Source organism: Armatimonadota bacterium (assembly GCA_013314775.1).
Taxonomy (GTDB): domain Bacteria; phylum Armatimonadota; class Zipacnadia; order Zipacnadales; family JABUFB01; genus JABUFB01.
In genome coordinates this window covers 243,472-266,475 of sequence record JABUFB010000003.1, presented here as the reverse complement: position 1 = coordinate 266,475, position 23,004 = coordinate 243,472, and the positions used below count along the sequence as shown (strand labels likewise).

The window sequence follows — 23,004 nt, the reverse complement described above, 5'->3', positions numbered from 1 at the left end:
AGTGTTCGGCCGGATCAGCGGCGCTTTCGCGGGGCTCTGTCGTCGATTATCCGGTAGTATAGCTGCTCCGTCTCGTCGACCATGCGCTCCAGGTCGAACATGGCGGCCACTCGTTCGCGCCCGGCTTGCCCCATGCGCCGACACAGGTCCCGGTCGGCGAGAAGGTAGTCTATTGCGTCAGCCAGGGCGCGGGCGTCTCCCGGAGGCACGAGCAGACCGGTGCGCCCCGGCTCGATGACCTCGTTGATGCCCGGGGCGTCGCTGCCGATCACAGGCTTACCCAGGGCGGATGCTTCCACAAGACACAGCCCCAGTCCTTCCTTGGCGATTGAAGGCAGCAGGACGATATCCATGGCCTGCATGAGGTCCACGGCATCCGGGCGGTATCCCATAAGACGCACGCGGTCGCCAATGCCAAGAGCGCGGGCGAGGTCGGCGAGTGCGTGCTGCATTTCGCCCTCGCCGAGGAGGTAGCACAAGAGATTCGGCCGTTTCTCGCGCAGAAGGGCCGCGGCCTCGACGACATAGCGCTGCCCTTTCTTCGGCGTGAGGTGCGCCGCCACACCCACCACGGGCTGACCGTCGCTGATGGACATGTCCCGGCGCACATCAGCTAGAGGTCGGAGGCGCTCCAGGCGGGACAGGTCGATCCCATTGTAGATGACCTGTATGCGCTCGGGAGCCAGCCCCTGGGAGACCAGGTGATCCTTGACGCCCTGGGAGCAGGCGGCAAGCATATCAGCCCGGCCATACCAGGTGCGGGTGTTGAGGGCGTGTACGTGGGCCAGGACAGGGACCCCAAGGGATTTGCCGGCCAGGCCGCCAAGCCAGGCAGCGCTTGACAAATGAGTGTGGATCACGTCCGCGCGGAACCTGCGGGCCAGGCGGACAAGGCGCGCCAGCGGCAGTGGGTTCAGCTTGCCATAAACCCCGGAGCTCTCACAGGCAAGGCCACGGTCGCGCAGGGCGTCGAGGAACTGAGGCTGGCCGTTGCAGGCGAAAACCACCTCATGCCCGCGTCGCTGGAGTCCATCGGCGAGAGTCACCGCGATACGCTCAGCGCCTGAGTAGCGATGAGGCGCGATGACCTGGAGGACTCTGAGAGGGCGTCGAGACTGATGCATCGGGCCGTCCGAAATGGAGTGCACTTGCGGAACTTTGTACTGTTTAACCACGTTTTGCCGGGTCTTGCAAGACGCGTTGCAGGGCGAACCCGACTGGGCGGCCCGCTCGTTACGGCGGATGGTGAACGGCAGCATCGGGGGAATGGTATCCCGGAGCGACCACCTGCGACCGCGGAAGGGCCCCTGCAATCGGTTCAGGGAAGGATATGGTTGCGACCCTTTGGGCACAGGCACTAGACGCGGTACGACTTGAGGTCCCATGCCCGTCCCCCCATACAGGAACGGCCGGCGGGGAGCAGTTCATCCCTCCGCGCAAATAGTGCCTTCGAGAACTTCGCCCCGGGAGGCGCCGATCCGGACAGGTACCGTCCGGCCCAGGAGGTCGCACGCACCCGGCGCGAACACCCGCAGGTAGTTGTCCGACAAGCCGTCCAGCCAGCCCTCGCGACCCTCGGCGGGGCGTTCGAAGATCACGTGGAGAACCTGACCGATCATGCCCGCGGCGAAGGCCGAGCGCTTGCGTTCGGAGAGTTCCCGCAGCAGGTGATTGCGGGCGAGTTTCACCTGCGGGTTCACCTGATCGGGCATGGTTGCCGCGGGCGTGTTCTTACGGGGCGAGTAAGTGAACACGTGCAGGTAGCCAAAGGGCAGGTCTTCGATGAAGCGACGGCAGGTCTCGAACTGTGCGTCGGTCTCGCCGGGGAAGCCGACGATCACGTCACTGCCAATGTTGACGCCCGGATCGGCCCCGTGAATCCGGGTGATCAGGTCCAGGAGCGTGTCGGGGCCGTAAGGGCGGTTCATGCGGCGCAATACCGTCTCGTCGCTATGCTGGATGGGTATGTGCAAGTGGCGACAGACTTTGGGGTGATGGGCGACCAGACGGATGAGCCGGTCCGGAACTTCCAGCGGCTCGATGGAACTCAGGCGCAGGCGGCGCATGTCGGGCAGATCGGCGAGTTGCTCGACGAGGCCGCAGAGATCGATACCGTCGGGCAGGTCCTGTCCGTACTGGCCGAGATGGGTGCCGATGAGCACGATCTCGGGGAAGCCTGCATCCACGAGACGGCGGGCCTGTTCCAGCACCTGCGCCAGGGGAACGCTGCGGCTGCGGCCCCGTGCGCGAGGGATGATACAGTAGGCGCAGGCGGCATTGCAGCCCTCCTGGACTTTGACGAAGGCCCGGGTGTGATCCGCGAACTCGTCCACCATCGTGCCGCGGTCGAAGCAGGGAACCGCGAGGGAAACATCGGTCGCCGGCCACGTGAGACTGCCGGCAGTGCGCGCGCGGATAGTGGCGGGAAGGTCGCCTTTGGCCTCGTTGCCCACGATCAGGTCGGCTTCGGGGATCGCCGCGAGGTCATCAGGGCTTACCTGGGCGTAACACCCGGTGACTGCGATGAATGCAGAGGGGTTGGTCTTGCGCGCGCGTCGGATGAGGCGGCGGCAGTCCCGGTCGGTCTTCGCAGTGACGGTGCAACTGTTGATGATGTAGATGTCGGCCCGGGCGTCGAAGGGGACGCAGATGGCGCCAAGGCGCACCAGCTCTTCGCGAATCTGCTCGCTCTCGAACTGGTTCAGCTTGCAGCCCAGGGTCTTCAACGCCACGGTAGGCGGGGTGTGCTGAGTCATGGGGGTTCCGGCTCAGGTCTCCGGGTCTCCGGGGGTCTCGTCGTTCAGCCGGGGCCGGCCCCGGCGTGTGCCGCGCAGACTGAGAGCCCGGGTTGCATCGCTGCGTGGCGCGCGCCTGCGAGGGCGAGACGTATCCCCGGAGGGCACAGCGGCGCGGGTGTATTTCGCCCAGTGCAAAGCACCCACCGCGAACCCGGCGCCCAGGAGCCCTCCTGTCGCGCCCGGAATGAAAACGCGGAAAATGAATGCGCCGAGGGTAATGGCTGTCCCCTCCGAGGGGACCGCTTTCCAGGACTGGATCGCGAGGCCCATGGGGACCAGGTAGAGATCGGAAACGCAGTGGGTAAAGCCGCAGGCTACAAGAATGATCGCAGGTATGGCGACGGCGATAGCCCGGTCAATCAAGGTCTGGGCGCCTGCCGCGAGCCAGAGCGCAACAGCGACGAGCACGCCCCCGAAAAGCCCGCGGATGAGCATAGAGATGAAGGGGAGCGCGCACTTCTGGCGGGCGATTGTGAGTGCGGTCTGGCCGACCTGTGCGTCTGCAAGAGCGTACTGGCCGGCGACGAACACCAGCCAGACCACGATGAGTGCACCGGCGATATTGCCGAGGATGGTGCTCAGGAGGCACAGAGCCAGGCGCTCGCTGGTCATCTCGGCCCGGAACCAGGCGAGAAAGGGCGCGGGCGTGCCGGCGAAGACGGCGCAGCGACCGATGCTCGCCAGGAAAAGCCCGGAGGCGAGCCCCAGGCCTGCGAGGACTGCGGCGATTCCATAGCCTCCGGGTGCGCCGGTCTGGATTGCCACCAGCAGGCTGGCGCCCAGCGCGACGCAGGCTCCGCCCAGAATGCCCATCACGAAAGGATGACTGCAAGAGAGCGGACCGGAGCTGGACAGTTCGCCGAAGGAGATGTTTCGGGCAGGCGTGAGAATCGGTTCACTCCGGGACTCAGGGCCTGACTCCGACATCTGCGCCACTCCCTCCGTACCCATGCACGAGACCGGTTACCGCCAGCACGACCAACAGCGGCCGGGGGGATACCCCGGCCGCGCGGACCTGCATTCTGTCGGCGCGTCAGACCGCCTTGCGCACCTTCCCTGCCTTGATACAGGAAGTGCAGACCTTCATGTGGGTGTTTCCCTGAGCGGTCTGAACGCGCACACGCTGGAGGTTGGGCATCCAGCGGCGCTTGGTGTGCCTGTAGGAGTTACTTACATTGCAGCCCACCGAGGGCTTCTTACCGCAGACTTCGCAGACCTTCGCCACGGCCATCTATCCCTTCCGCTGGTACGTTTCGGCAAGCCAACTGGTCAGTCGCGAGGGATTACCATATCACAAGAGACGCGCAGATGCAAGAAAAAGTGCGCTCCGACCAGCTTTGGCGGACAGGTCGGATCACCGGTGTGCGCGCCTTCCACACCACCCGGGCGGAGAGCGCAGCAGGCGCTATTCCAGGGGATGTCCGCGCCAACCGATCCTGTGTTGTGTGCCGCCCGCGCCGCGGGCTGTGAGGCAGAAGGCCCGCCGGTTCCGTGGGGCCCCGTCGGCTGAGAGGCGACCGCGTGCGGTCGCCGCGCACACCCCACGACTATCGGAAGTAACCGGCACCCACGTCAAAGCTCGCCCGTCCGGGGCTACTCGCTCTCGGCGGCGTCGAGGGCGTCGAGCAACTGGTCTGTGCTGGCGAGAGCAATGCCCAGGCGGGTGGCGAACTCGGCGATCTTCTCGCCCCGAGCCATGTGGCCTTCCGGGGTCATGACCTCGCACATACAGACCGCGGGGTACAGGCCGCACATTCTCGCGAGAGCGATGGCGCCCTCGGTGTGGCCGCCGCGTTTGCGCAAGCCTCCGGCGTTGGCGGCGAGGGGGAAGACGTGCCCGGGACGCATGAAATCCTCGGCGCGGGTGGAAGGGTCGATGATTGCCCGGATGGTTGCGGCGCGCTCGAAAGCGGAGACGCCAGTGGTGACCGCCGGCGTGTAATCCACGGGTTCGGTGAAGGCGGGCACGTTGTCGCCGCAGTAGCGAGGCTCCAGCATGCGAATGTCCAGTTCGCGCAGGCGCTCGGCGTTGATCGCAAGGGTCAGGAGGCCGCGCGCGTGGGTGAGCATGAAGTTGATCTTCTCGCCGGTTGCGAATTGAGCAGCGAGCAAGAGATCCGCCTCGCCCTCACGGTCGGGCCGGTCGAGGAGAGCGACGAAACCGCCTGTGCGGAAGCGCTCAAGCACCTCAGGAAGCGGCGTCAGCTGCATCGAGAACCTCTCTCCCATCAGTCGTTTCTGTCTCGGACGCCGGAGGAGTGCTTGCCGGACGTCGCGCGGCGAAGACCACGCCGACCAGGGTCGCCGCCGCGCCGATCCACTGCAGGAATGTGGGGTATTCGCCGCGGATGGCAATCGCAGCCACCAGACCCACCACGGGAACGCAGAACTGGAAAAGCATGGTGCGCGCTGAGCCCAGAGCACGAACTCCGCGGTACCAGACGGTGAAAGCATACGCGCCGGAAAACCAGGCGTAGTAGACCAGGCCGAACAGCACCCAGAAAGAATGGCTGAAGAGGCCGGATGCGCCGAGGTCCGCCACCAACTGAGGCGTGACCGTGAGGGCCTCGCGAAGGCCGATGGGGATGATGGCCAGGCCGCCCAGGGTCTGGCAGTAAGCAGTCACCTTCAGGGGCGAATACTTCGCGAGCAGGGGCCGGGCGAGTACAGCATACCAGGCCCACATGACCGCTGCCACCAGCATGACCAGGCAGCCCTTCACGTGGGTGGCATGCTCCGGCACGGCGGTGGCCGCCTGCCCGCCGTAGATGACGGCGAAGATGCCCAGGAAGCCAAGGGCGATCCCCGCCGCAAGCCTGCGGCTGATGCGTTCCCAGCCTAGCGCGGCGGCGGTGATTGCGGAGAAGATGGGGGCGGTGCTGATGAGCAGTGCGCTCTCGGCGGCAGTCGCCCAGCGGATCGCCAGAGCGAACAGAATCTGGTAGATGGTCACCATGAACAGCGAGAAGACAGCGAGATACGGGAGATCCCGCAGGGCGAAACGCATGTCGCGCTCGAAAAACCACAATGCCCCCAGCAGCACGACGATCATGAGCATGTAGCGCATGCTCAGCATGCCGAAGATGCTGTAGTCCTCGTACACCACTTTCAAAGCGACGAAATGCGTGCCCCAGATGAGGGGAACGGTGGCGAGGGTCAGGTAAGTTGAAAGCGACGGGTGACTCCCCGTCGCCGCGGATGGTGCGGACATGATCGGCTCCCGGATACCCCTGACTGCGCGGAGGATTATAGGTCCGCGCCCTCGGGAGTGTCAAATGCGCAGGCCCCGGTGGCAGGAGCGCCGGCGATTACTCGCCTCTGTCGGCGCGAATTGGCTTGATTCAGAGTGTGAAGGTATGTTACGCTTCCGCCATGACAGCAGCTAATCCTTCACTGGGGGCTCATATGTCCGACGATGCGAACAAGGCAGACAGGCTCTGCCGACTCTTCTGTAATGTAATCGATGAGATCATAACCGCCCGGGCGCTGGAAATCGCTGTGGGCAAGGAAATCTCTCGGGCCCAGTTCCAAGGGCTCCAGTTCATCTACCTTCACCCAAGGTGCTGCATCAAGGACCTGGCGGAGGGACTGGACGTCAGTCATCCCGCGGCCGTGAAGCTGGTGGAGCGGATGGAGGCGAAGGGCTATATTACCCGGTCCTCGTACCAACAGGACCGGCGCATCGTCCAGTTGCAGGCGAGCCCGGAGGGTGAAGCTATTTCCCGGCAGGTCATTGAGGCACGCAACCAGGCGATTGACAAGGTGCTGACGCGGATCGGCGCTCCGGCGTCGTGTGACCTGCTGCGTTGCCTTGAGAGATTCGTGATGGCGGCGCTGGAGGACCAGAAGGATATGGACGGCGTCTGCCTGCATTGTGGGGGTCTGCATGTTGACACATGCCCCGTCTGTCAGGCAGAATACGCTGTCACCGGCGAGATGCGCCGCGACAGTTGAGGGCTAACCAGTCCGGCCCGAATGGTCCGGGGGTGCCAGTCGGAGCCCCGCCTGGGGATCTCCGAAGTCCACTTTTTCGGTCAGATGAGACTTGGATTACGAAAGGATGTCTGCCTGAAACGATCGGCTGACAGTATTGGGGGACACTCGGCCGGCCCTTGCGCGCGACGATAGCGACAGGACCGGTGCGCGTCCAGCCGCGAGGTGACCGATCGAGCCGCCGTGAATCGCAGCGGTTGAAGTCACCACCTCTCCCTTGCTGCAAATCCACACTCTTCCCCTTTCATTCGTAGCCGTCCCTTAGCTTACCCTGGGACGCGGCAGACCGCCGCGAAATGCGGCTGTTTGCCGGGAATGGGAATTGCCGTGTGGGTGAGGGTAGAGGGCCTGCACACACCACAGACTGCGAGATAGGAGCCGTCCGTCATGTTGCGAACCACCAGGTACCTGTACCCTTGCGCCGCGCTTATCGCGGCGTGGACCTTGCTGACCGTACCCGCCTTCGCAGAAGATCTGCCCGTGGCCCGAGCGACGGGGATCGCGCCGCCATCGGGAATCGCCGCATCAGATAGCCCCCTCACATTCACTCCAAGCCTCGACTTCCCTGGGGGTCTCGACACGACCCACCCCCTGTATCCTGTGATTATAAAGACCTGGCGCGGGGATTTCGGCGAGCAGCCCGAATGGCGGCTGTCTCTGCTTTGCCAGGGCCTGAAGCATCAGCCCCGTAAGGCGCGCTGCACTGCATATTCCTCCAACTGCCCGGATGGTGGCGGACCCACGACGCGGTGGGGGACCCGGGTTCGCCGGGGCATCTGCGCTGCTGACCCGCGTTACTGGGGGCCGGGGAGCGTGATCTGGATGGGAGCACCGATCGAGGCCATTCTGATCGTGGAGGACACTGGCAGCGCGGTGAAGGGTCAGCACCGATTCGACATCAGCTTCGGTACGGATGCCGCCGCTGCCAGCCGTTTCGGGGTGCGGACCCTGGAGTACATCCCGCTGTATGTGGCGCCGGTGCAGCGCACGTGGTCCTCGAAACCACGTAACTGGACCCCGCCCGCGCCGCCGATCAGCCAGGTGCTTCGACCTGTCGCCCCTGCGCCGAAACCGGTGAAGGCGGAGCAGGGCCCGGTGGAGAAATGTGGCTGACTGACAGCTTTGCCGGTCCAGTGCGGACCGGTGTCGGGGAATGCGACGGAGTGGAAAGGTCGGCAGGCAGAGGGCGTAGGTTCGCCGATCGTCCCTCTTCGGCCGCGGCTGGAGGGTCCCGATAGCTTTGACATCCGTTTTCGGGCTGTGCTATACTCCATGCTTGTAGCCTTGGCCAATCCATCTCCCGTCCGGACCTCTCAGGAGGGCAGCGACCGTGCCAACGCGACTGCTACTTTGTCTGTGTGCCATCGGTCTTGTATTGCCGTGCTTGGGCGACACGAAAGTCCTCACCACGGGCAATGCGCTGGACGTGAGACTGGAGTGCGCCGAGCCGATCCTGCCCTCGTCGGCGGGGCCGGTTGTGCGCGGCTCCCTGCAGGTCAGCCCCCATCCGCTGAGGCCGGTCTGCGACAAGGTGCGGTTTTTCGTTGACGGCGAGTTGAGACTCGCCACGGACGCCGCGAGCCCGGCTCTGCTTCTGGACACGGCGAAGCTGAGCGACGGCGAGCATGTGCTGCGCATTGACGCTGAGAAGGCCGGCAAGCTGGTGATCAGCACCGGCCCGATCGCCGTCACCGTGGCCAATGACAAGGGCTCCGCGGTGCTCGCGGATGTGCTGGAGATGCCCGAACAGGGCTCACCGGCTTTCGCGAAGCTGCACCGGGTGCCCGTGACGCAGGAGGCTATCTGGTTCTCCGGCGAGGAAGCGGACCTCGAGCGCCACGGGTTCATCAGCGGTAAGCGGATGTACATCACCCTCAATGACCTGATCCGCCACATCGGCGGCCGGCAGGTCTGGGGGCCGAAGGCGAGTTACATCGAGGTCGAGCGCAATGATACGGTCATTCGCTTCGTCCCCGGCAGCAGCCAGGTGAAGGTGAACAACAATCCGGTTGACTTGGGCTCTCGGGTGATATTCCGCGATAGCCGGACCTGGGTTCCGCTGCGCAAGGTCTGCGAACTGTTCGGTGTGTACGTGGAATGGAGCGATGTGGAGAACCGGGCGTATGTTTACGCGCCGCAACCCACCTTCGGCGTCCAGCTTCGAGACTACCCGTGGACCAACCCCGTTACCGGCGCGCCGGAGGGCGTAACGGCCGGGGTGCTCACCTTCCGGAACGAGACCGACCTGCCGATTCACGTGCGGCTGCAGGGCAACGGTTTCCAGGCAGACTGGCACATTCGGGCGCACACTACGATCGGCCCGAATTTCGCTGCGCCGGGCACGTATAAGGTGACCCTGTGGGGCACCGTCGGCGAGGATTTCGAGGACTACATCACGGTGGCGGCGGGGACGCACGACACATATTACGTGACTTTGAACAGCATCACGCTGCAGTCGCGGTAGAGCGGGTCCGGCCAGAGAAACGATAGACGGTCCATTGACGCCGGCGTTTCGGCCAGAGTACACCTCGGATGAGGAGTACGGCCGGAGCGCCGGTTTTCGTTTCCTGAGCAGGTACTCTTTGTCCAGGCGTCGACACGGCGGCGTTGGAAGGGGCCTCGTGACGTGATCGGCAGGCTCACGGCTGTCAGCTAAGGGCTGCCGTCCCTGCGACCGGGAGATAGAGGCGCGACGGCTGAGAGAGGACGACAAGCGGGCCTGGCGTGGCGCGAGCCCTCGCCTGCACAAGATGGCGAAGGCGATCGGCGGTCTGGCCGCGTCTACGGCCAGGGGAAGAAGGGGGCCGGCAGGCGCCAGACGCTGGCGATGGTTGCCCAGATGACGGCCTGGGAGAACTCGCCGAGGATCAGCCCCAGGAACAGGGGCTTCAGGCGCATGTATACCTTCATCCCACCGTACTTCAGGATGTTGGTTTTCAGCATCCAGGCAATGAGGATCGGGCACCAGAAGACGATCATGCTCCACGAGCCGGAGAGGGCAAAGCCCAGGGGGGCGAAGGGCCACCAGGTGTACCGGGCGCGCATGATGCTGAGAAACACGGCCATGAGCACGCCTGAGCCGAAGAAGATGGGCAGGCGGGCGTCGTAGTTGCCTGCAGTCTCCATTGCCGGCTGGAAATGCTGGAAACCCCACAGCGCGTTGGCCCGGTAGCCGTAGCCGTAGAGTGTGACCGCGCCGCGCTGGTAGGGGATGAGAATGTGCAGGAAGCTTCCCCAGGTCAGGGCTACGGCGAGCGCGATGGCGATGGCGATGAACAGGTGCCGGCGGTCGAGTTTGATGAGGTCCGACATCTTCAGGCCATCGAGGAAGGTGCTGAGCAAATTGCCGCGCAGGTCGCGGGTGAAGGCGGCGTCGGCGAAGGACAGTGCAGTGAGGTTCTTCGGGCCAAGGGCGCTCAGGCGGGTAAAAAGCCGAACGAGGTCCACTGGGCGGAAGCTGGTCTCGGTCATGAGCATCCCGGCCTCATTGACGCTTCTGGCCATGACGATGACCACGACGAACACGAAGATGACAACCTCTACCACGGCCATCCACAGGCTCATCCCCAGTTTCGTGAACCAGTAGACCGCTACGGCCGAGCAGGTAAACAGACCAATGACCGAGACGCGGTGGGGCAGGAACTCGCGGCCCTCAAGCTCAGGGTTGGGCTTGCCGACGGTTGCGCGCCAGACGCCGGCCAGGTGGGGCTTCGCGGACTTGATGAAGTAGACCACGAGCACGAGATACGCGCCAAGGACCTGGTAGCCGTTCCACAGGGTGGTGGGGTACAGCGGCATGGCTTCGGGTGATGCGCCGAAAGCCGAGAACATGATGTTCTCCACCCGAAGGAACACGAAGAAGGACCACAGAGACAGAAGAATCTCGGCAGGCAGGAAGTAGCTGAACCCAACGGCGGCCATGGAGAAGTACGCGGTGGTGTAGCCCAGGTCGATCCAGGGCTTGCCCATGCTGTTGAAGGTCTGGTTCAGCCTGACCTCCAGCGGAATCGCGGGAATTGACGGGTAGATATTGTGGATGCCGTTGAGAGTGAAGATGAGGGTCGGGATGGCAAAGCCGATCCAGACCATGGGGTTGGCGAAGAAGGACTTGCCGTCGGATTCCCCGCGGGCAAGCTCAATGGGCAGGTTGACCAGAGGAAAGCTGAGCTTCTCGTTGTCGATCCATTGCCTGCGCAGGATCGAGGCGAGGAAAGCGTAAGACAAGAGCAGCGCGACGATGACCACCAGCCAGGCGAGGTAGGACTGGGTCCAGGCGCTCCAGGGGATAGGAACGCCGGGGCGCAGGCCTTCGTAGAACGCTCGAACCACGAAGTCCTGAGCCTCTCCCTCCACGTCCCAGGGCACGGCCCACTGGGGGACGTGGGGGAAGAAGGTCTCCTCCCAGTGATTGGCAGGGGTGGCGTAGTAATTGACCGCCACCATGGTGGAGAACCAGCGCTCCAGAACCCCGCGGGAAGTGGTGAGCGCGGCCACGAGGATCATCATGTAGATGATGATGATCTCCTGGGGACGCAATGCCAGCCTGCGGAAAACCAGTCTCACGCCACCGTTGACGATGACCACGAGAAGCAGCAGGCCAATGGCTGCCGGGGCGAACTGGCAGATGGCGATCTGGATGGTGGTCACCACCAGTTCGGCCCAGCAGACGATGAAACAGACGGCCACGGCCCCGATGAGGCCGATGATGATTGATCTCGTGGTGGCTGGGTGTCGCGTGTCCATGGACTGATTCCGGGTCAGTTATGACGGCGAAAGTGAATGTGGACCGAAGAGTATCAGGTGTTGTCGGCCAGCCACTTGAGGGTGGCCTCTCCCTCTTCGGGCGATGCAGCGCCCAGGACGTAGAAGACCTTGTTGGGCTCGAGTTCCTTGTGGAAGACCTTGATCTGCTCGGTGTTGCACGGAACCCACAGGCTCTTGCCCTTGGCCTGGATGTCCTTGAGCAGGTCCATCCACTCGATGAATTCCTTGTTGCGGGCGCCGGTGGTCCACTGAATGCAGTCCAGGCCGTCGATGGAGCACAGGTCGTCCAGGTGTACCAGACATTCGGGGCCGTCCAGGTGATAGACGGTATGCTCCAGGTATGCGGCCTCTTCCTCGAGAGCCGGCAGCGCCCAGCGTCTGAACTGCGACGGGCCGATCAATGCGGCGAAGTCGCACTGGATGGTGTTGGTTTTCACCGGGTGGTACGCCGGCACCCAGCCGCAGGTTCCGGTGGCGGCCATGTTACCCGCCTCGTACAGACCATCGTAGACGGGCTTATACAGGGCACGGACACTCTCCATTGCGCGGTCGATGGTCTCGGGGCAGTCGATGAGGTCCATGCAGAGCTTCTGGCCGCCGCGCATGGCCAGGAGGAGGTCCAGGTTACTGTGCAGGTCGAGGTGAGCGACCACCATCCTCCCGGCAAAAGCCTCACCAAGGGCCTTGCAGAAGTCGAGCATGCGCCGCCACCAGTAGTTGTCGGGGTCGAGGGTGATGGGCAGCGCAGTCTCCCAGTCGTCGATGCAGGGGACCGCCCAGCTTGTGCCCTCGGCGTCGCCGAACTCCAGGGGAGCACCCATCCAGGCGGCCATCATGTCCGGGCCGAAGCTGGGGGTATACGAGGGGATGGCCTCTCCGCCGTACCAGGTTGCCTCGCCGTTGGCCAGGATGGCCTCGATGATCGGGCCAAAGTCATCCCGCGCCCCGGACATGTAACGCGGCCAGGGCGGGGGCTGCATGCCGGGTTTGCGGGCGGTGATGCAGCAGCAGGGACGGTCGATGAGGTCCTGGTTCCAGAAGGCCAGCCAACGGCGGTTTGCGTCCTCGAAGTCGGGCTTGAACTCTAGGGGTGGCACTGAGGGCATGGGTTCCATTTGGCGGCTCCTGGATGGTATGGGTGGGAAAATCGGACGGACGGCCGGGCACAGGTCCTCGCCCAGACACGACAAACGGCAGACACACAGGATTGCCTGTCCCACTGGCGGCGAAGGTGGTTGGCATACGGCGGTGCGGGCAAGCCCGCTCCAGCAAGGGACTGGTACGCCTGCGACAGGCCGGCCGTGCTTCCCTCAGGATGATTGACCGACGGCCCCCGCTCCAATCCGGGGCACGTGACGGCGACGGCAAAGGGCGGGCAGGCGAGAAGCCTGCCCCACGCCGCGCAGAGCAGACAGTCCTTCAGGTCGTCGTCTATCGGTTCAGCTTGACCTTCGCGCCGTCCTTCGCCTGGGACTCCATGGCGGCTTCGATGAAGGCAACCAGTTCAAGGGTCTCCTGCAAGTCCACCGGCGGCACGCCGGTCTTGAACATCTCGACCATCTTCTTCAACAGCTCGCGGTAGATCATGCCGGCGTTGATGGACGTGGTCACGACCTGCTTCTCGCACCAGGCGGTGAAGCCGTAAGCGTGGGCTCCCGCGCGGGTGCCGCGTATGGTGCCGATGCGCCCGTCATCCCACACGCCGACGGTGACCTCGGCCCCCTCTTGCCAGATGGTGTGTACGTAGTCGCAGCCCGCGCCCATGAGGGTGAAGAGGGGCTCCACGGCGTGGATGCCGTAATGGAACAGGCCGGGGTTGCGGTCGTGCAGGCTCGCCGGGCTCCAGCAGTGGGCGCCAATGACCTTGCCATACTTGCCCTCGGCGTCTTCGAGGACCTCGACAACCTCCAGACCATAGCGCAGGCTGGAAGTGGAAAAGACAGGCACGTTGTTCTCCCGGGCCAGGCGCAGAATCTCCTTGGCGTCGGCGCTGGAGGTGGTGAAAGGCTTGTCGATGTAAAGGGGCATTCCGGCTTCGAGGAAAGGTCTCGCGCGCTCCAGGTGGACCGAGCCGTCTACGGATTCGATACAGACGCCGTCCAGACCCATATCAAGCAGGTCCTCGGGCCTTTCGACGATCTCCACTCCCCAGCTGCGGAGCTTGTCGACGTACTCGTCGATCTTCGCCTGCTCCAGGATGGCCGAGGGCAGGGGAACGGCGGCGACGATGTTTGCGCCATCGACCCATTGCTCCTGGTCGATCTCCACATGATTGAGGCGCATGGTGAACTGCACAACATGGGAAGTGTCGCAATCCACGATACCAATTCTGAGCATGGGGAAGGGCCTCCGTGGGGTACGGGTTGGGTTCGGGCCGATACAGGACGACCGGCCGGGCACGAACTCTAATAGTGAACCCGAACGGCGGATGAGTCAATAGCGGGAGATTGTGTTGCGCGGTTGTGGAGGTGTCAGGGGCCGAAATCGGGAAACATGTCGCCTGGCAGGGCGTTCTCACCAAGTACAAGAGAAGTACCCGGCCCACCCCTGCTTCTCAGGAGCCCCCTATGACGAGACTTACCCTGATCACTGCCGCCTGCCTGGCCTGCCTCGCGCCGAAACTTGCCTTCGCCGAGGACTACGGCCCAGTGGAGGTGCAGTTGCGCGGCCACACCCAGACATGGACCGAGACCCGGTCTGTGCTGGAGACCACTGAGGACGCGAAGTTCCAGAAGGAGCGCTATGGGCAGGAGTTCAGCTATGTGCTGACCGGTCTGCCACCCGGCATGGCCCGGCTCAAGATGGGGTTCTGCGAGCTCAAGTACCGGGAGACCGGTGAGCGCGTGTTCGATATCCTGCTGAATAATCAGACGCTGTTTGAGAACTTCGACATCCTGGAATGGGGGGGGCCGGATGAGGCCGTGGTGGTCTCGACAACCGTACGGGTGCCGGAGGACGGTTCGTTGACCCTGGGCTTCCGCGGCAAAGTGGAGAACGCCAAGATCAGCTTCTTCAAGCTCTACACCACCGATTGGTCGCTGGAGATCGGCGCCGAAGACGGCCCGGAACTGCTGCTGGGGAATGTGACCCGGGACTCGGCGCATATGCACAATGTTTACGAGACGGCCATCAGCCGGTTCGGGTCGCGCATCTGCATCAACCCACGACCGCAGAAGGGGCTGTGCAGGCAGACGGCGCTGGGACACGCAGACTACAACGTGGCGTACTTCGAGAATAACCCGGCACTTTACGACATCCCGAAGACCGCGGTGTATTACGGGGTGGGCTGCGGGACCGGTGAGGATAAGGTATGGTACTCCCTGCCCTTCAACGGGCGGTTGGAAGCGTTCCCCGAGATACGCCAGGAACAGACGCTCACCTCGCTCACCTACACCTGCAGGGCGCCAGACCTGCCGCTCGAAGTGACCTACCGCTTCCAGGCGCCCTTCTATCCGCAGAATCTCAAGCTCTCCTGCGCGCCGTATATCCTGCTGGAGGTGTCGGTAAGGAACCTCTCCGACAAGGCGCAGGTCGGGAGCATTTTGGTGGGGCACTCGCCCAGACCGACCGAGACCGTGACCCGGGTGGAAAATGCGGACTGCCGGGGTGTGGCCTTCGATCTGCCGGTGTTCGGCAAGCAGACCACCCACGCCTGGTTCGCCGATCCGAACCAGGCGCGAGGGGTGTCTGCGCACGCGGGGACGATGTCAGTGCCGGCCGCCCGGGGCGTCAATGGGGAAACCAGGAAGGACGCGGACGGGCGAAGAGTCCTCACCACAGCTTGGGCTGACAATGCGGCCGGGCTGCAGTGGGATTTCACACTGGCGCCGGGGAGTGCTGAGTCGCGCACTTTCGCCTATGTGGGGTGGGTGCAGGAGCCAATTCTGGAAGTGATGAACGAGCCGTACCACTTCAAGTACGTGGACCTGTTCTCGGACATTTATGATGTCGCCCGCTACGCTTTCGACAACCGCGCCGAGATCGACCGTAAGGTGGCGCTGTTCGAGAGCACCGTGGCGGATGCCAGCCTGTCGCCGGAGACCCGGGAGTTCCTTGCCTTCGCCTTTCAGAGCTGGGTGATGAACACGTTCTACTGCGCAAGCGAGGAGGGCCAAGACTGGTTCAGCGTCTGGGAGGGCTGCTGCAAATTCCATTCGACGGTGGACGTGGAGTACAACGTCGCCCCGCTTTACTTCGAATACTGGCCGGAGCTGATGAAGATCACCCTGAAGCAGTGGGTGAAGTACATCCGCGAGGGTGTGCTGTCCCATGATATGGGCATGGGTTTGTCGGCCAATGGCATGAAGTACGGGCATGACATGGAGGTGGAAGAGAACACCAACTTCGTCCTGCTCCTGCACCACTACTGGCGGCAGACCGCGGATGGCGGGCTTGTGCGCGAACTGTTCCCGCATGTGGAAGAACTGCTTGCGCATGTGATCCGCTGCGACACGGACGGGGATGGGTTCCACGAGGAGGGGACATACAACACCATCGATCAGGGCTCGGCGGCAATCCAGTACGCCAAGGACCAGACGTATCTCGCGGTGCGAGCGCTTGCGGCATTCCGGTGCGGCGAGCAGATGGCGGAGCTGCTCAACCGGGATGATCTGGCGACGGAATGGCGGCGGCAGGCCAGGCTGATCGCCCGGACGCTGGATGAACAGGCGTGGCTCGACGACCATTATGCAGTGACACTCAACCAGCCTCCGAAGCAGTACGAGCCACCGGCGACTGACCCGTGGCGACGCACTCCTCCCGTGCAGCAGGAGGACATGTGGAACAGCAACGACTGGCAGACCGGCGGACAATTCCAGGGCGACGGTCAGACGCAGGGCGGCACATACGGGGGCTATGGCTACCAGCAGCCCACGTACAAGCCGGTGCAGGGCTGGGATGGTTATTCGATCTACGCCAGCAACGGCCTGCTGTATCCGATGCGGTCGGGGCTCAAGCTGCCGGAGATCAACCTGGAGCGCATGAGACGAGACATCCAGACGGCGACGCTGGCCACGCTCAAGCAGTATGGCAGCCCCCATTCGGACCGCGAGAACAACATGTGGGTGTCGCAGAATATCTGGCGGGACATGGCGGCGGCGTACCTGGGGATGGACATGGGCGGAAACATGGAGCGCTACCAGAATCTGCAGCGGTACATCAACCGGGACAAGCGTGGATGCTTCACCGATGTCTATGTGTACGGTAGTGATCACATCTCACTGGACTACTACCCGCGGGGGACAGCGGCCTTCGGAATCGGCCCGGCACTGGCCGGCCTGCAGGTAGACAAGGCGGCGGGGAAGGTGTCCGTGGCCCCGGTGCGGGACGGGTTGCGGATTCCGCTGTTAGCCTATGCTGACTGGAACGCGGGGAAGGTCCCGTGGCTGAGCCTGACGGGACTGGGCGAACAGGTGAAGGTGACGGTGGACGGTGAGGTGCCGGTGGAGGTAACCACCCGGGCGCAGGGCCACCCATGGTAGGGGGACGGCGGCCGAAGCAGACCGTCGGCGCCTTGTGAACGGACCGCCGCGCTTTCCCTGCACGGCCTTTCCCGACGTCGAAAGACAGCTGCGGACGGCCGGTGCGGCGTGCGGGCTGATCACCGGCAAAGGCGGCCGTAGGTCTCCGGACGACGGTCCTCCAGGCGCATGGCGCGCAGAGGGCCAATCTCGCCCCCGTGAGAGCGTGCGCCCACATCCACCAGGTCCAGGTCGATCTGTCGCAATGCCACCCCGGTGCGGCGGCCCAGATCGGCGAGGATGGTGGAGTCAGGGGCAACGATGCAGCTCTTCCCCGCGATCATCCCAGGTCTCCAGGGTTCCCCCGGTGGTGTGCCATAGCTACTGCGCACGAGATAGACGAAGTTGTCGAATGCCCGGGAACGAACCTGCAGGTCGAGTTCGGCTTCCGTGTAGCTGCGCTGGAGTGAGGGGCACAGGATGATCTCGGCACCTTCCAATGCCAGACAGCGCGCAGGTTCGGGGAAGCACAGATCGTAGCAGAGCATCACACCGATGACGCCGAAGTCCAGTTCGAACACGGGAAAGCCGTCCCCCGGCACAAGGCCCAGAGCCTCCGCCTCGGGCTTCGTGAGATGCACCTTGTCGTAGCGCCCCAACACCGACCCGTCACGCCCGACGACGAAGGCCGAATTGCGCGGGCCATCACTCTCGTGGACCAGCGGCGCGATCGCGAACATCTCCCAGCGCGCGCAGATCTCCGCAATTCGCGACAGCAATGGCTCTGCGGTGGCGAAGGCTGCTCCCGGAGCGCCCCCGTCGAGAAGCCCGCCCCCATTGAGATACTCGGGCAGGCAGGTGAGGTCGGCCCCGAGGCGGCCGGCTTCGTCAAGCAGGTCCAGGGCGGCCTGCTCAACTTCAGGAGGGGGATGGCCCGGACCGGGCATAGGCGGCTGGCAGGTTGCGAGGGTGACGGGGCGACCCATGGTGAGCTCTCGTTATCCGCGGGATGGTGACCGGCGACAAGGATAATACAACCAGAACGGTTCACAAATCCAATCGGCGCCAAGGACTAGACAAAGGCACGCGCGAGATGATGGCGGCAACTTCGATGCACAGGGAGGTTGTCGCCAATGTCGGATCGGATCTACACAGACGGGGAAATCGCGAAGGTGGTCGCCAATGCGCTGGCGGCCGCCAGGGCCAGCCAGCAGGGGGAGACGCGCATCACGCTTGGAGAGGGTGCGGCGAAGCAACAGCTGAATCTGCTGGCGGGAGGTTACTGCGCGCGGTTCGTGAGGCAGGTGTACGAGACGGCGTGCGGGTTGAGGCCGGGGACGTGGGAGTTCCAGGCGTCGGATGCCAAGGCGATGACGGCGAAGCTCGCGGCCCGGGGGCACCGGGTGACCGATGGGAGCCTGCAGCCGGGAGACATCGTGGGCATCCACCACGGGTCGGGGCAGTACGGGCATGTGGCGATCTATGTGGGGAAAATCGGCGGGAAGGAGACCATCGCCGAGAACACCAGCAGCAAGGCCCGGGGCAATCCGCAGCGAGCGGGCACCAAGCTGACGCCGTACTGGGACATAAAGCACCGGGTGACCGGGGTGTACCGGCTGGTGAAGGACACTCCGCCCGCGAAATGGCCGGCCTTCCGGTCTTTCATGCTTGTGGGCAGGGAATGGAAGGAGATCGAACTTGTGCCGGGCGGTGATCACCGGCTGGACAGCGGAAAGGTTTTCTGGAAGCTGAAGGATGAGTGATGGGAGGGGCCTGAGATCCACCAGCTCACGCTGGTGGCAAAGGGCTGCTGCCCCTGCGGGGCTGAAGGCCAGCGGCCGGCGGGCGAGACGCCCACCCCCACGCGGCTGCAAGGATGGCGGACAGGCAGCATTGGCTGTCCCACTGCCGGCGGGACTTCCGTTATGACCGCTTCACCACTTCCCCCGAGCCGGGGGCAAGGTTGCGGTCGGTGTCGATCACCGTCTGGCCGTTCACGATGACCTGCGCGATGCCTGACGGATACTGGTGCGGGTCCTCGAAGGTGGCGCGGTCGAGGAGAGTGTCCTGGTCGAAGAGGACCAGGTCGGCTTTCATGCCCTCGCGGATCGTCCCACGGTCGCGTAAGCCGAGGCGCGAGGCGGGCCAGGAGGTACATTTGCGGATCGCCTCTTCCACCGGCATAAGGCCGGCGTCACGGGCATAGCGGCCAATGGCCCGCGGGAACGTGCCGTATGAGCGCGGGTGGGGCTTGCCGCGGGAGAGTGGCCCGTATGGCGCGAAGACCAGGCCGTCGGTGCCGATGCAACCCAGCGGGTGTTTCAGGGCCCGGGTCATGTCCTCCTCGGTCATGCTGAAGAGGACCACGCTGACCTGGGCCCGCTCTTCCATGAGGAGGTCGAGGGTCGCATCGATTGCATCCTGCCCCCGCTCCGATGCGACTTCGGCCAGGTTCTTCCCGACAGTCCAGGCATTGCCGTCTGTCAGGACCTCGGTGACCACGATGCGGTCGAAGTCCAGTTCGAAAGGACTGTGCCCGATCTCGCCGCGCAGCCAGGCGTCGTGCTGGGCGCGCAGTCGCTTTCGGCAGTCAGGGTCGGCGAGGCGTTTCACGAGGGCCTCGTTGCCCCCGTCGTGCATCCAGGCGGGCAGTGAGCCGGACAGGTGCCTGCTTCCCGCGATGTACGGGTACACGTCGAAAGCGATGTCAAGGCCCTCCGACCGGGCGCTTTCGAGAAGCTCCAGGGCATCGGCGACTCTCCCCCACCAGCGTTTCCCCGAGGCTTTGAGATGATCGAACTGGAGGCGCAAGGGAGCAGTCTCGCTGACCCGCCGGGCGATGTCCAGCATTTCGCCGATGCTTTCCAGGAGCAACTCGCCTTCATTGCGGATATGGACGCTGACCATCGCACCGGCCTGCGCAGCCACGAGGCAGACGGCCTCGATCTCGTCATTCGCGGCGAAGGACCCCAGCGCATAGGCCAGGCCGAAGGAGATGCCGATAGCGCCTTCGTCCAGCGCAGCGCGGGCTTCGTCGCAGATAGCGGCGACCTGTGACGGGCTCGCGGCACTATTGGCAAAACCCATGACCCGTGCGCGCAGGGCGCTGTGTCCGGCGAGCTGGCCGAGATTGATGCTGGGCGCGGTGGCTCGCAATGCGGAGAGGAAATCGGCGGTGGTGGTCCAGGTCCAGTCCGGCTGGGCGGTGACGAAGGGGTTCAGGGCGTCCAGTTCGGCGCGGTCGCCGGGATTCACGGGGAAGGGCGAGTAGCCGCACTGGCCATTGACCTCGAGGGTCACGCCCTGCCGGACCTTGCTTTCCGCGGCGGGGTTCACCTGCACGGTAAGGTCGGAGTGGGCGTGGATGTCGATGAAACCAGGAGTGACGCTGAGGCCGGCGGCGTTGACGGTTCGCGCCGATTCAGCGCCGGCCAGGTCGCCGACGGCGGCGATTGTGTCCCCCCGAATGCCGATGTCCGCCGGCCTTGCGGGAGCGCCGGTTCCGTCGAACAACAGCCCGTTACGGATGATCAACTCGAAGGCGCGCACGTGCCTATCTGTCCCTGTCTGCGGTCCGTGAAGCCCTTGATGATAAGATCCGCGGCGTGCTCGATGCTGAAGTGTTCGGTGTTCAGAACAATGTCAAAGGCGAGAGGGTCGTTCCAGTCAGCCCCGAACTGTGAGCGGACGAAGCGGCTGCGTTGGCGGTCGGAGTGAGTGACCATGCGGCGCGCCGTACGCTCGTCGGTATTATGCAATTCGCTGATTCGCTGGACCCGCACGTTCTCGGGCGCGATAATCCGCACGTTGAAGGCCAGCGGGAGAATGAGATTGGACGCCCGGCCGATGATCACCGCATTCCCTGCCCGCGCAACCTGCTTGACGGCCTTGACCAGAGCGCGCAGGTAGCCCGCAGAAGTGGGGCGCTTGCCCTCGAGCAGCTGCAGGACGAGGTCGCTGAAGACGCCCGGGTCGCTCTCATCGTGATGCTCGATCTGCGACGGACTCGCCCCCGACAGTTCGGCGATGTGCTCGATGATCTCCTTGTCATACAATTTGAAGTCCAGTTTCTTGGCGACCAGTTTGGCGATGTTGGTGCCGCCACTTCCCCATTGTCGGGAGATGGTGATCACCGGAGTGGTCATGGCGCACTCGATTTCGTCCGCCTCGAAACGACGTTTGAGGCGGTTGTCCATCTCCCAGCGTTTCATCTGCTTTCCGACAAGCTCATGCGCCATGGTGCATCACCTCGCAACAGGCTACTTCAGCGTGCGAACGGCTGTGACAACGTGGTGTGCGCGCCCCTGTCCGCTTGTCAGCGCGGGCATCCCGCACCGGCAGTCGCTGGGCAGGCCCGCACCTGACGACGTGCACGCATCGTGATCTCACAGGTCACTGGCAAGTCCAGCCGCCATCCAAGGGGATATTGACCCCAGTGACGTATGCGGATGCGTCGGATGCCAGGAACAGGGCCACGCCCTTGATGTCTTCCGGGCCGGCCATGCGCCCCAAGGGCGTGCGAGCGCAGTAATTGTCCACGAACTCTTCGGGCTGACCGTCGTAGTATCCGCCGGGGCTGATGCAGTTCACCCTGATCCCGTCCTTCGCGTAGAACGTGGCAAGGTAGCGGGTGAGTTGGATCATACCGCCCTTGGCGAAGGCGTACTCGCCGGGGTTCTTCATGCCCGTGCTGCCATAGATTTCGAACTGCGGGCCCACCATGCCGTAGATGGACGCGATGTTGATGATGCTGCCCTTGCCCTGCTTCTTCATGATCTCAGCGCAGGTGCGGGTGCATACGAGCAGGCTGGTGGAGTTGACAATCATGGTTTCTGTCCACTGCTCTGCGGTGACGGTGCTGAAATCGCCGCCCGTGGAGCGGGAGACCGCGTTGTTGAACAGGATGTCGAGGCGGCCCAGATCCTTCTCGATCCAGGCGCAGCAGTCGGCGATGCTCTCTTCGCTAGTGAGATCAAGCTGCCGGGCAACGGCATCGCAGCCGGCGGCGCGGAGCTCGTCGACCATTGCCTGGCATCTGTCGAGATTGCGGGAGGCGACGATGGTCTTCGCCCCGGCTTCGGCAACGGCCCAGGTCTGCCCGGCACCGTAGCGTCCTGCTCCCCCGGTGACCAGAGCCACACGGCCCTGGAGTGAAAACAGGTCCCGCACGTGCCGGGGCGGAGGGAAGTTGTGTCGCGGGTCCATACGTACTCCTTTCGGGACGAACTCTGAGCCGGGAGTGGCCTGGGAGCATCCTTCAGTGATGTGAACGCTCCTCGTGAGTATACACCTTCAAACACCCCTGGGACAGCAGTTAGTGCGGAACGAAACAATGGCCTGCCTGAGATTGTCAAAAACCGGGTCAAGATAAGTCGATTTGTGCAAAACGGAGGAACGGCGACTCATGGGTGAGGTTATCTTGAGCCGCGGTGTGGGCGGGGGCGAGATCAGGCTCGTGCAGGGGGACATCACTCTGGCTACGACCGATGCGATCGTCAACGCCGCGAATTCGGCTCTCCAGCATGGGGGCGGGGTTGCAGGCGCCATCGTGCGACGAGGGGGACGGGTCATCCAGGAGGAAAGCAATCGGATCGGCCGCTGCCCCGAGGGTTCGGCGGTGGTCACGGGGGCCGGCTCGCTGGCGACCCGCTATGTGATCCACGCGGTCGGACCATTGGGGTCGGACCCGGAAGCGGACAGCAAGCTAACGTCGGCCGTTCGGGCGGCCTTCGCACGCGCTGAGGAGCTGGGGCTTACCAGTATCTCGCTGCCTGCCATCAGCTCGGGCATCTTCGGGTTCCCGAAAGACCGCTGCGCCAGAATCCTGCTGCGTGAGGCCGAGCAGTGGCTAACTGCGCAAGCCACGAGGTCCCTGAGGCGGATCGATTTCTGTATCATCGACGATGTAACTGTGCAGGCTTTCGCTGACGAATGGCGAACTGCATGGCCTGAGACCTGATCTCCGCATCTCCGCGCAAGGATTGGTGCTC

Annotated in this window: 19 protein-coding genes; 6 read left to right on the top strand and 13 right to left on the bottom strand. The window is 64.0% G+C overall.

The annotated features are described in order from the left end of the window. Window positions 1-14: 14 nt before the first annotated feature. From HPY44_03870 to HPY44_03845, 6 genes are all read right to left on the bottom strand, one after another. Window positions 15-1,124: a glycosyltransferase family 4 protein gene (locus HPY44_03870; protein NSW55128.1), complete on the bottom strand. Its 1,110-nt coding sequence runs from the start codon at window positions 1,122-1,124 to the stop codon at window positions 15-17. Between the two features lie 300 nt (window positions 1,125-1,424). Beyond that, window positions 1,425-2,756 carry a tRNA (N(6)-L-threonylcarbamoyladenosine(37)-C(2))-methylthiotransferase MtaB gene (gene mtaB / locus HPY44_03865; GenBank protein NSW55127.1) on the bottom strand — a complete coding sequence of 444 codons (1,332 nt, stop codon included), beginning with the start codon at window positions 2,754-2,756 and terminating at the stop codon, window positions 1,425-1,427. Between the two features lie 12 nt (window positions 2,757-2,768). Next, window positions 2,769-3,725: a formate/nitrite transporter family protein gene (locus tag HPY44_03860; protein ID NSW55126.1), complete on the bottom strand. Its 957-nt coding sequence runs from the start codon at window positions 3,723-3,725 to the stop codon at window positions 2,769-2,771. 106 nt (window positions 3,726-3,831) lie between these two features. Continuing rightward, window positions 3,832-4,023 (bottom strand): 50S ribosomal protein L28, encoded by a 192-nt coding sequence (locus tag HPY44_03855; protein NSW55125.1) that lies wholly within the window; start codon window positions 4,021-4,023, stop codon window positions 3,832-3,834. A gap of 368 nt (window positions 4,024-4,391) precedes the next feature. Then, the gene (locus HPY44_03850) at window positions 4,392-5,009 is read right to left on the bottom strand and encodes a 3,4-dihydroxy-2-butanone-4-phosphate synthase (GenBank protein ID NSW55124.1); all 618 of its coding nucleotides are present in this window, start codon (window positions 5,007-5,009) and stop codon (window positions 4,392-4,394) included. Continuing rightward, a complete protein-coding gene (locus HPY44_03845) occupies window positions 4,987-6,009 on the bottom strand; it encodes a DMT family transporter (protein NSW55123.1) in 1,023 nt (340 codons plus the stop codon). Before HPY44_03845 ends, HPY44_03850 begins: the two co-directional genes overlap by 23 nt. A gap of 194 nt (window positions 6,010-6,203) precedes the next feature. On the opposite strand from HPY44_03845, the gene HPY44_03840 reads away from it, so the two are divergent. From HPY44_03840 to HPY44_03830, 3 genes are all read left to right on the top strand, one after another. Then, entirely contained in the window at window positions 6,204-6,752 is a 549-nt protein-coding gene (locus HPY44_03840) for a MarR family transcriptional regulator (protein NSW55122.1), read from the top strand. Between the two features lie 426 nt (window positions 6,753-7,178). Beyond that, entirely contained in the window at window positions 7,179-7,904 is a 726-nt protein-coding gene (locus HPY44_03835) for a 3D domain-containing protein (protein NSW55121.1), read from the top strand. Between the two features lie 217 nt (window positions 7,905-8,121). Continuing rightward, complete coding sequence (locus HPY44_03830) at window positions 8,122-9,255, top strand: copper amine oxidase N-terminal domain-containing protein (protein NSW55120.1); 1,134 nt, start codon at window positions 8,122-8,124, stop codon at window positions 9,253-9,255. Between the two features lie 317 nt (window positions 9,256-9,572). Here the strand turns inward: HPY44_03830 and HPY44_03825 are convergent, their stop codons facing one another. The 3 genes from HPY44_03825 to HPY44_03815 all read right to left on the bottom strand — a co-directional run bounded on the left by HPY44_03825 (window position 9,573) and on the right by HPY44_03815 (window position 13,892). After that, window positions 9,573-11,534 carry a hypothetical protein gene (locus tag HPY44_03825; GenBank protein ID NSW55119.1) on the bottom strand — a complete coding sequence of 654 codons (1,962 nt, stop codon included), beginning with the start codon at window positions 11,532-11,534 and terminating at the stop codon, window positions 9,573-9,575. A 53-nt stretch (window positions 11,535-11,587) separates the two neighbouring features. Beyond that, window positions 11,588-12,670, bottom strand: a complete 1,083-nt coding sequence (locus HPY44_03820; GenBank protein ID NSW55118.1) for a hypothetical protein — start codon at window positions 12,668-12,670, stop codon at window positions 11,588-11,590. A gap of 316 nt (window positions 12,671-12,986) precedes the next feature. Beyond that, a complete protein-coding gene (locus tag HPY44_03815; GenBank protein ID NSW55117.1) occupies window positions 12,987-13,892 on the bottom strand; it encodes a Gfo/Idh/MocA family oxidoreductase in 906 nt (301 codons plus the stop codon). Between the two features lie 230 nt (window positions 13,893-14,122). Here HPY44_03815 and HPY44_03810 point away from each other — a divergent pair, with 230 nt between their 5' ends. Next, window positions 14,123-17,035, top strand: a complete 2,913-nt coding sequence (locus tag HPY44_03810; GenBank protein ID NSW55116.1) for a DUF4965 domain-containing protein — start codon at window positions 14,123-14,125, stop codon at window positions 17,033-17,035. 119 nt (window positions 17,036-17,154) lie between these two features. Here HPY44_03810 and HPY44_03805 read toward each other — a convergent pair whose 3' ends face one another. Next, window positions 17,155-18,000, bottom strand: coding sequence for a carbon-nitrogen hydrolase family protein (locus HPY44_03805; protein NSW55115.1), 846 nt, complete (start codon window positions 17,998-18,000; stop codon window positions 17,155-17,157). A 147-nt stretch (window positions 18,001-18,147) separates the two neighbouring features. Here HPY44_03805 and HPY44_03800 point away from each other — a divergent pair, with 147 nt between their 5' ends. Next, entirely contained in the window at window positions 18,148-18,777 is a 630-nt protein-coding gene (locus tag HPY44_03800) for a CHAP domain-containing protein (protein ID NSW55114.1), read from the top strand. Between the two features lie 160 nt (window positions 18,778-18,937). Here the strand turns inward: HPY44_03800 and HPY44_03795 are convergent, their stop codons facing one another. The 3 genes from HPY44_03795 to HPY44_03785 form a co-directional block, all read right to left on the bottom strand. Next, entirely contained in the window at window positions 18,938-20,563 is a 1,626-nt protein-coding gene (locus HPY44_03795) for a D-aminoacylase (GenBank protein NSW55113.1), read from the bottom strand. Beyond that, complete coding sequence (locus tag HPY44_03790) at window positions 20,545-21,252, bottom strand: cytidylate kinase-like family protein (GenBank protein ID NSW55112.1); 708 nt, start codon at window positions 21,250-21,252, stop codon at window positions 20,545-20,547. The genes HPY44_03795 and HPY44_03790 overlap by 19 nt, the downstream gene beginning before the upstream one ends. Window positions 21,253-21,406: 154 nt before the next feature. Then, a complete protein-coding gene (locus HPY44_03785) occupies window positions 21,407-22,219 on the bottom strand; it encodes an SDR family oxidoreductase (GenBank protein NSW55111.1) in 813 nt (270 codons plus the stop codon). 199 nt (window positions 22,220-22,418) lie between these two features. Here HPY44_03785 and HPY44_03780 point away from each other — a divergent pair, with 199 nt between their 5' ends. Beyond that, window positions 22,419-22,973 (top strand): macro domain-containing protein, encoded by a 555-nt coding sequence (locus HPY44_03780; GenBank protein NSW55110.1) that lies wholly within the window; start codon window positions 22,419-22,421, stop codon window positions 22,971-22,973. Window positions 22,974-23,004 lie beyond the last annotated feature (31 nt).

Bases quoted from the DNA above. Each gene is read 5' to 3' on its own strand.
- HPY44_03780 (NSW55110.1), top strand. From the start codon at position 22,419: ATGGGTGAGGTTATCTTGAGCCGCGGTGTGGGCGGGGGCGAGATCAGG.
- HPY44_03840 (NSW55122.1), top strand. From the start codon at position 6,204: ATGTCCGACGATGCGAACAAGGCAGACAGGCTCTGCCGACTCTTCTGT.
- HPY44_03825 (NSW55119.1), bottom strand. From the start codon at position 11,534: ATGGACACGCGACACCCAGCCACCACGAGATCAATCATCATCGGCCTC.
- HPY44_03845 (NSW55123.1), bottom strand. From the start codon at position 6,009: ATGTCCGCACCATCCGCGGCGACGGGGAGTCACCCGTCGCTTTCAACT.
- HPY44_03815 (NSW55117.1), bottom strand. From the start codon at position 13,892: ATGCTCAGAATTGGTATCGTGGATTGCGACACTTCCCATGTTGTGCAG.
- HPY44_03790 (NSW55112.1), bottom strand. From the start codon at position 21,252: ATGGCGCATGAGCTTGTCGGAAAGCAGATGAAACGCTGGGAGATGGAC.
- HPY44_03835 (NSW55121.1), top strand. From the start codon at position 7,179: ATGTTGCGAACCACCAGGTACCTGTACCCTTGCGCCGCGCTTATCGCG.
- HPY44_03805 (NSW55115.1), bottom strand. From the start codon at position 18,000: ATGGGTCGCCCCGTCACCCTCGCAACCTGCCAGCCGCCTATGCCCGGT.
- HPY44_03810 (NSW55116.1), top strand. From the start codon at position 14,123: ATGACGAGACTTACCCTGATCACTGCCGCCTGCCTGGCCTGCCTCGCG.
- HPY44_03850 (NSW55124.1), bottom strand. From the start codon at position 5,009: ATGCAGCTGACGCCGCTTCCTGAGGTGCTTGAGCGCTTCCGCACAGGC.
- mtaB (NSW55127.1), bottom strand. From the start codon at position 2,756: ATGACTCAGCACACCCCGCCTACCGTGGCGTTGAAGACCCTGGGCTGC.
- HPY44_03860 (NSW55126.1), bottom strand. From the start codon at position 3,725: ATGTCGGAGTCAGGCCCTGAGTCCCGGAGTGAACCGATTCTCACGCCT.
- HPY44_03820 (NSW55118.1), bottom strand. From the start codon at position 12,670: ATGGAACCCATGCCCTCAGTGCCACCCCTAGAGTTCAAGCCCGACTTC.
- HPY44_03870 (NSW55128.1), bottom strand. From the start codon at position 1,124: ATGCATCAGTCTCGACGCCCTCTCAGAGTCCTCCAGGTCATCGCGCCT.
- HPY44_03785 (NSW55111.1), bottom strand. From the start codon at position 22,219: ATGGACCCGCGACACAACTTCCCTCCGCCCCGGCACGTGCGGGACCTG.
- HPY44_03800 (NSW55114.1), top strand. From the start codon at position 18,148: ATGTCGGATCGGATCTACACAGACGGGGAAATCGCGAAGGTGGTCGCC.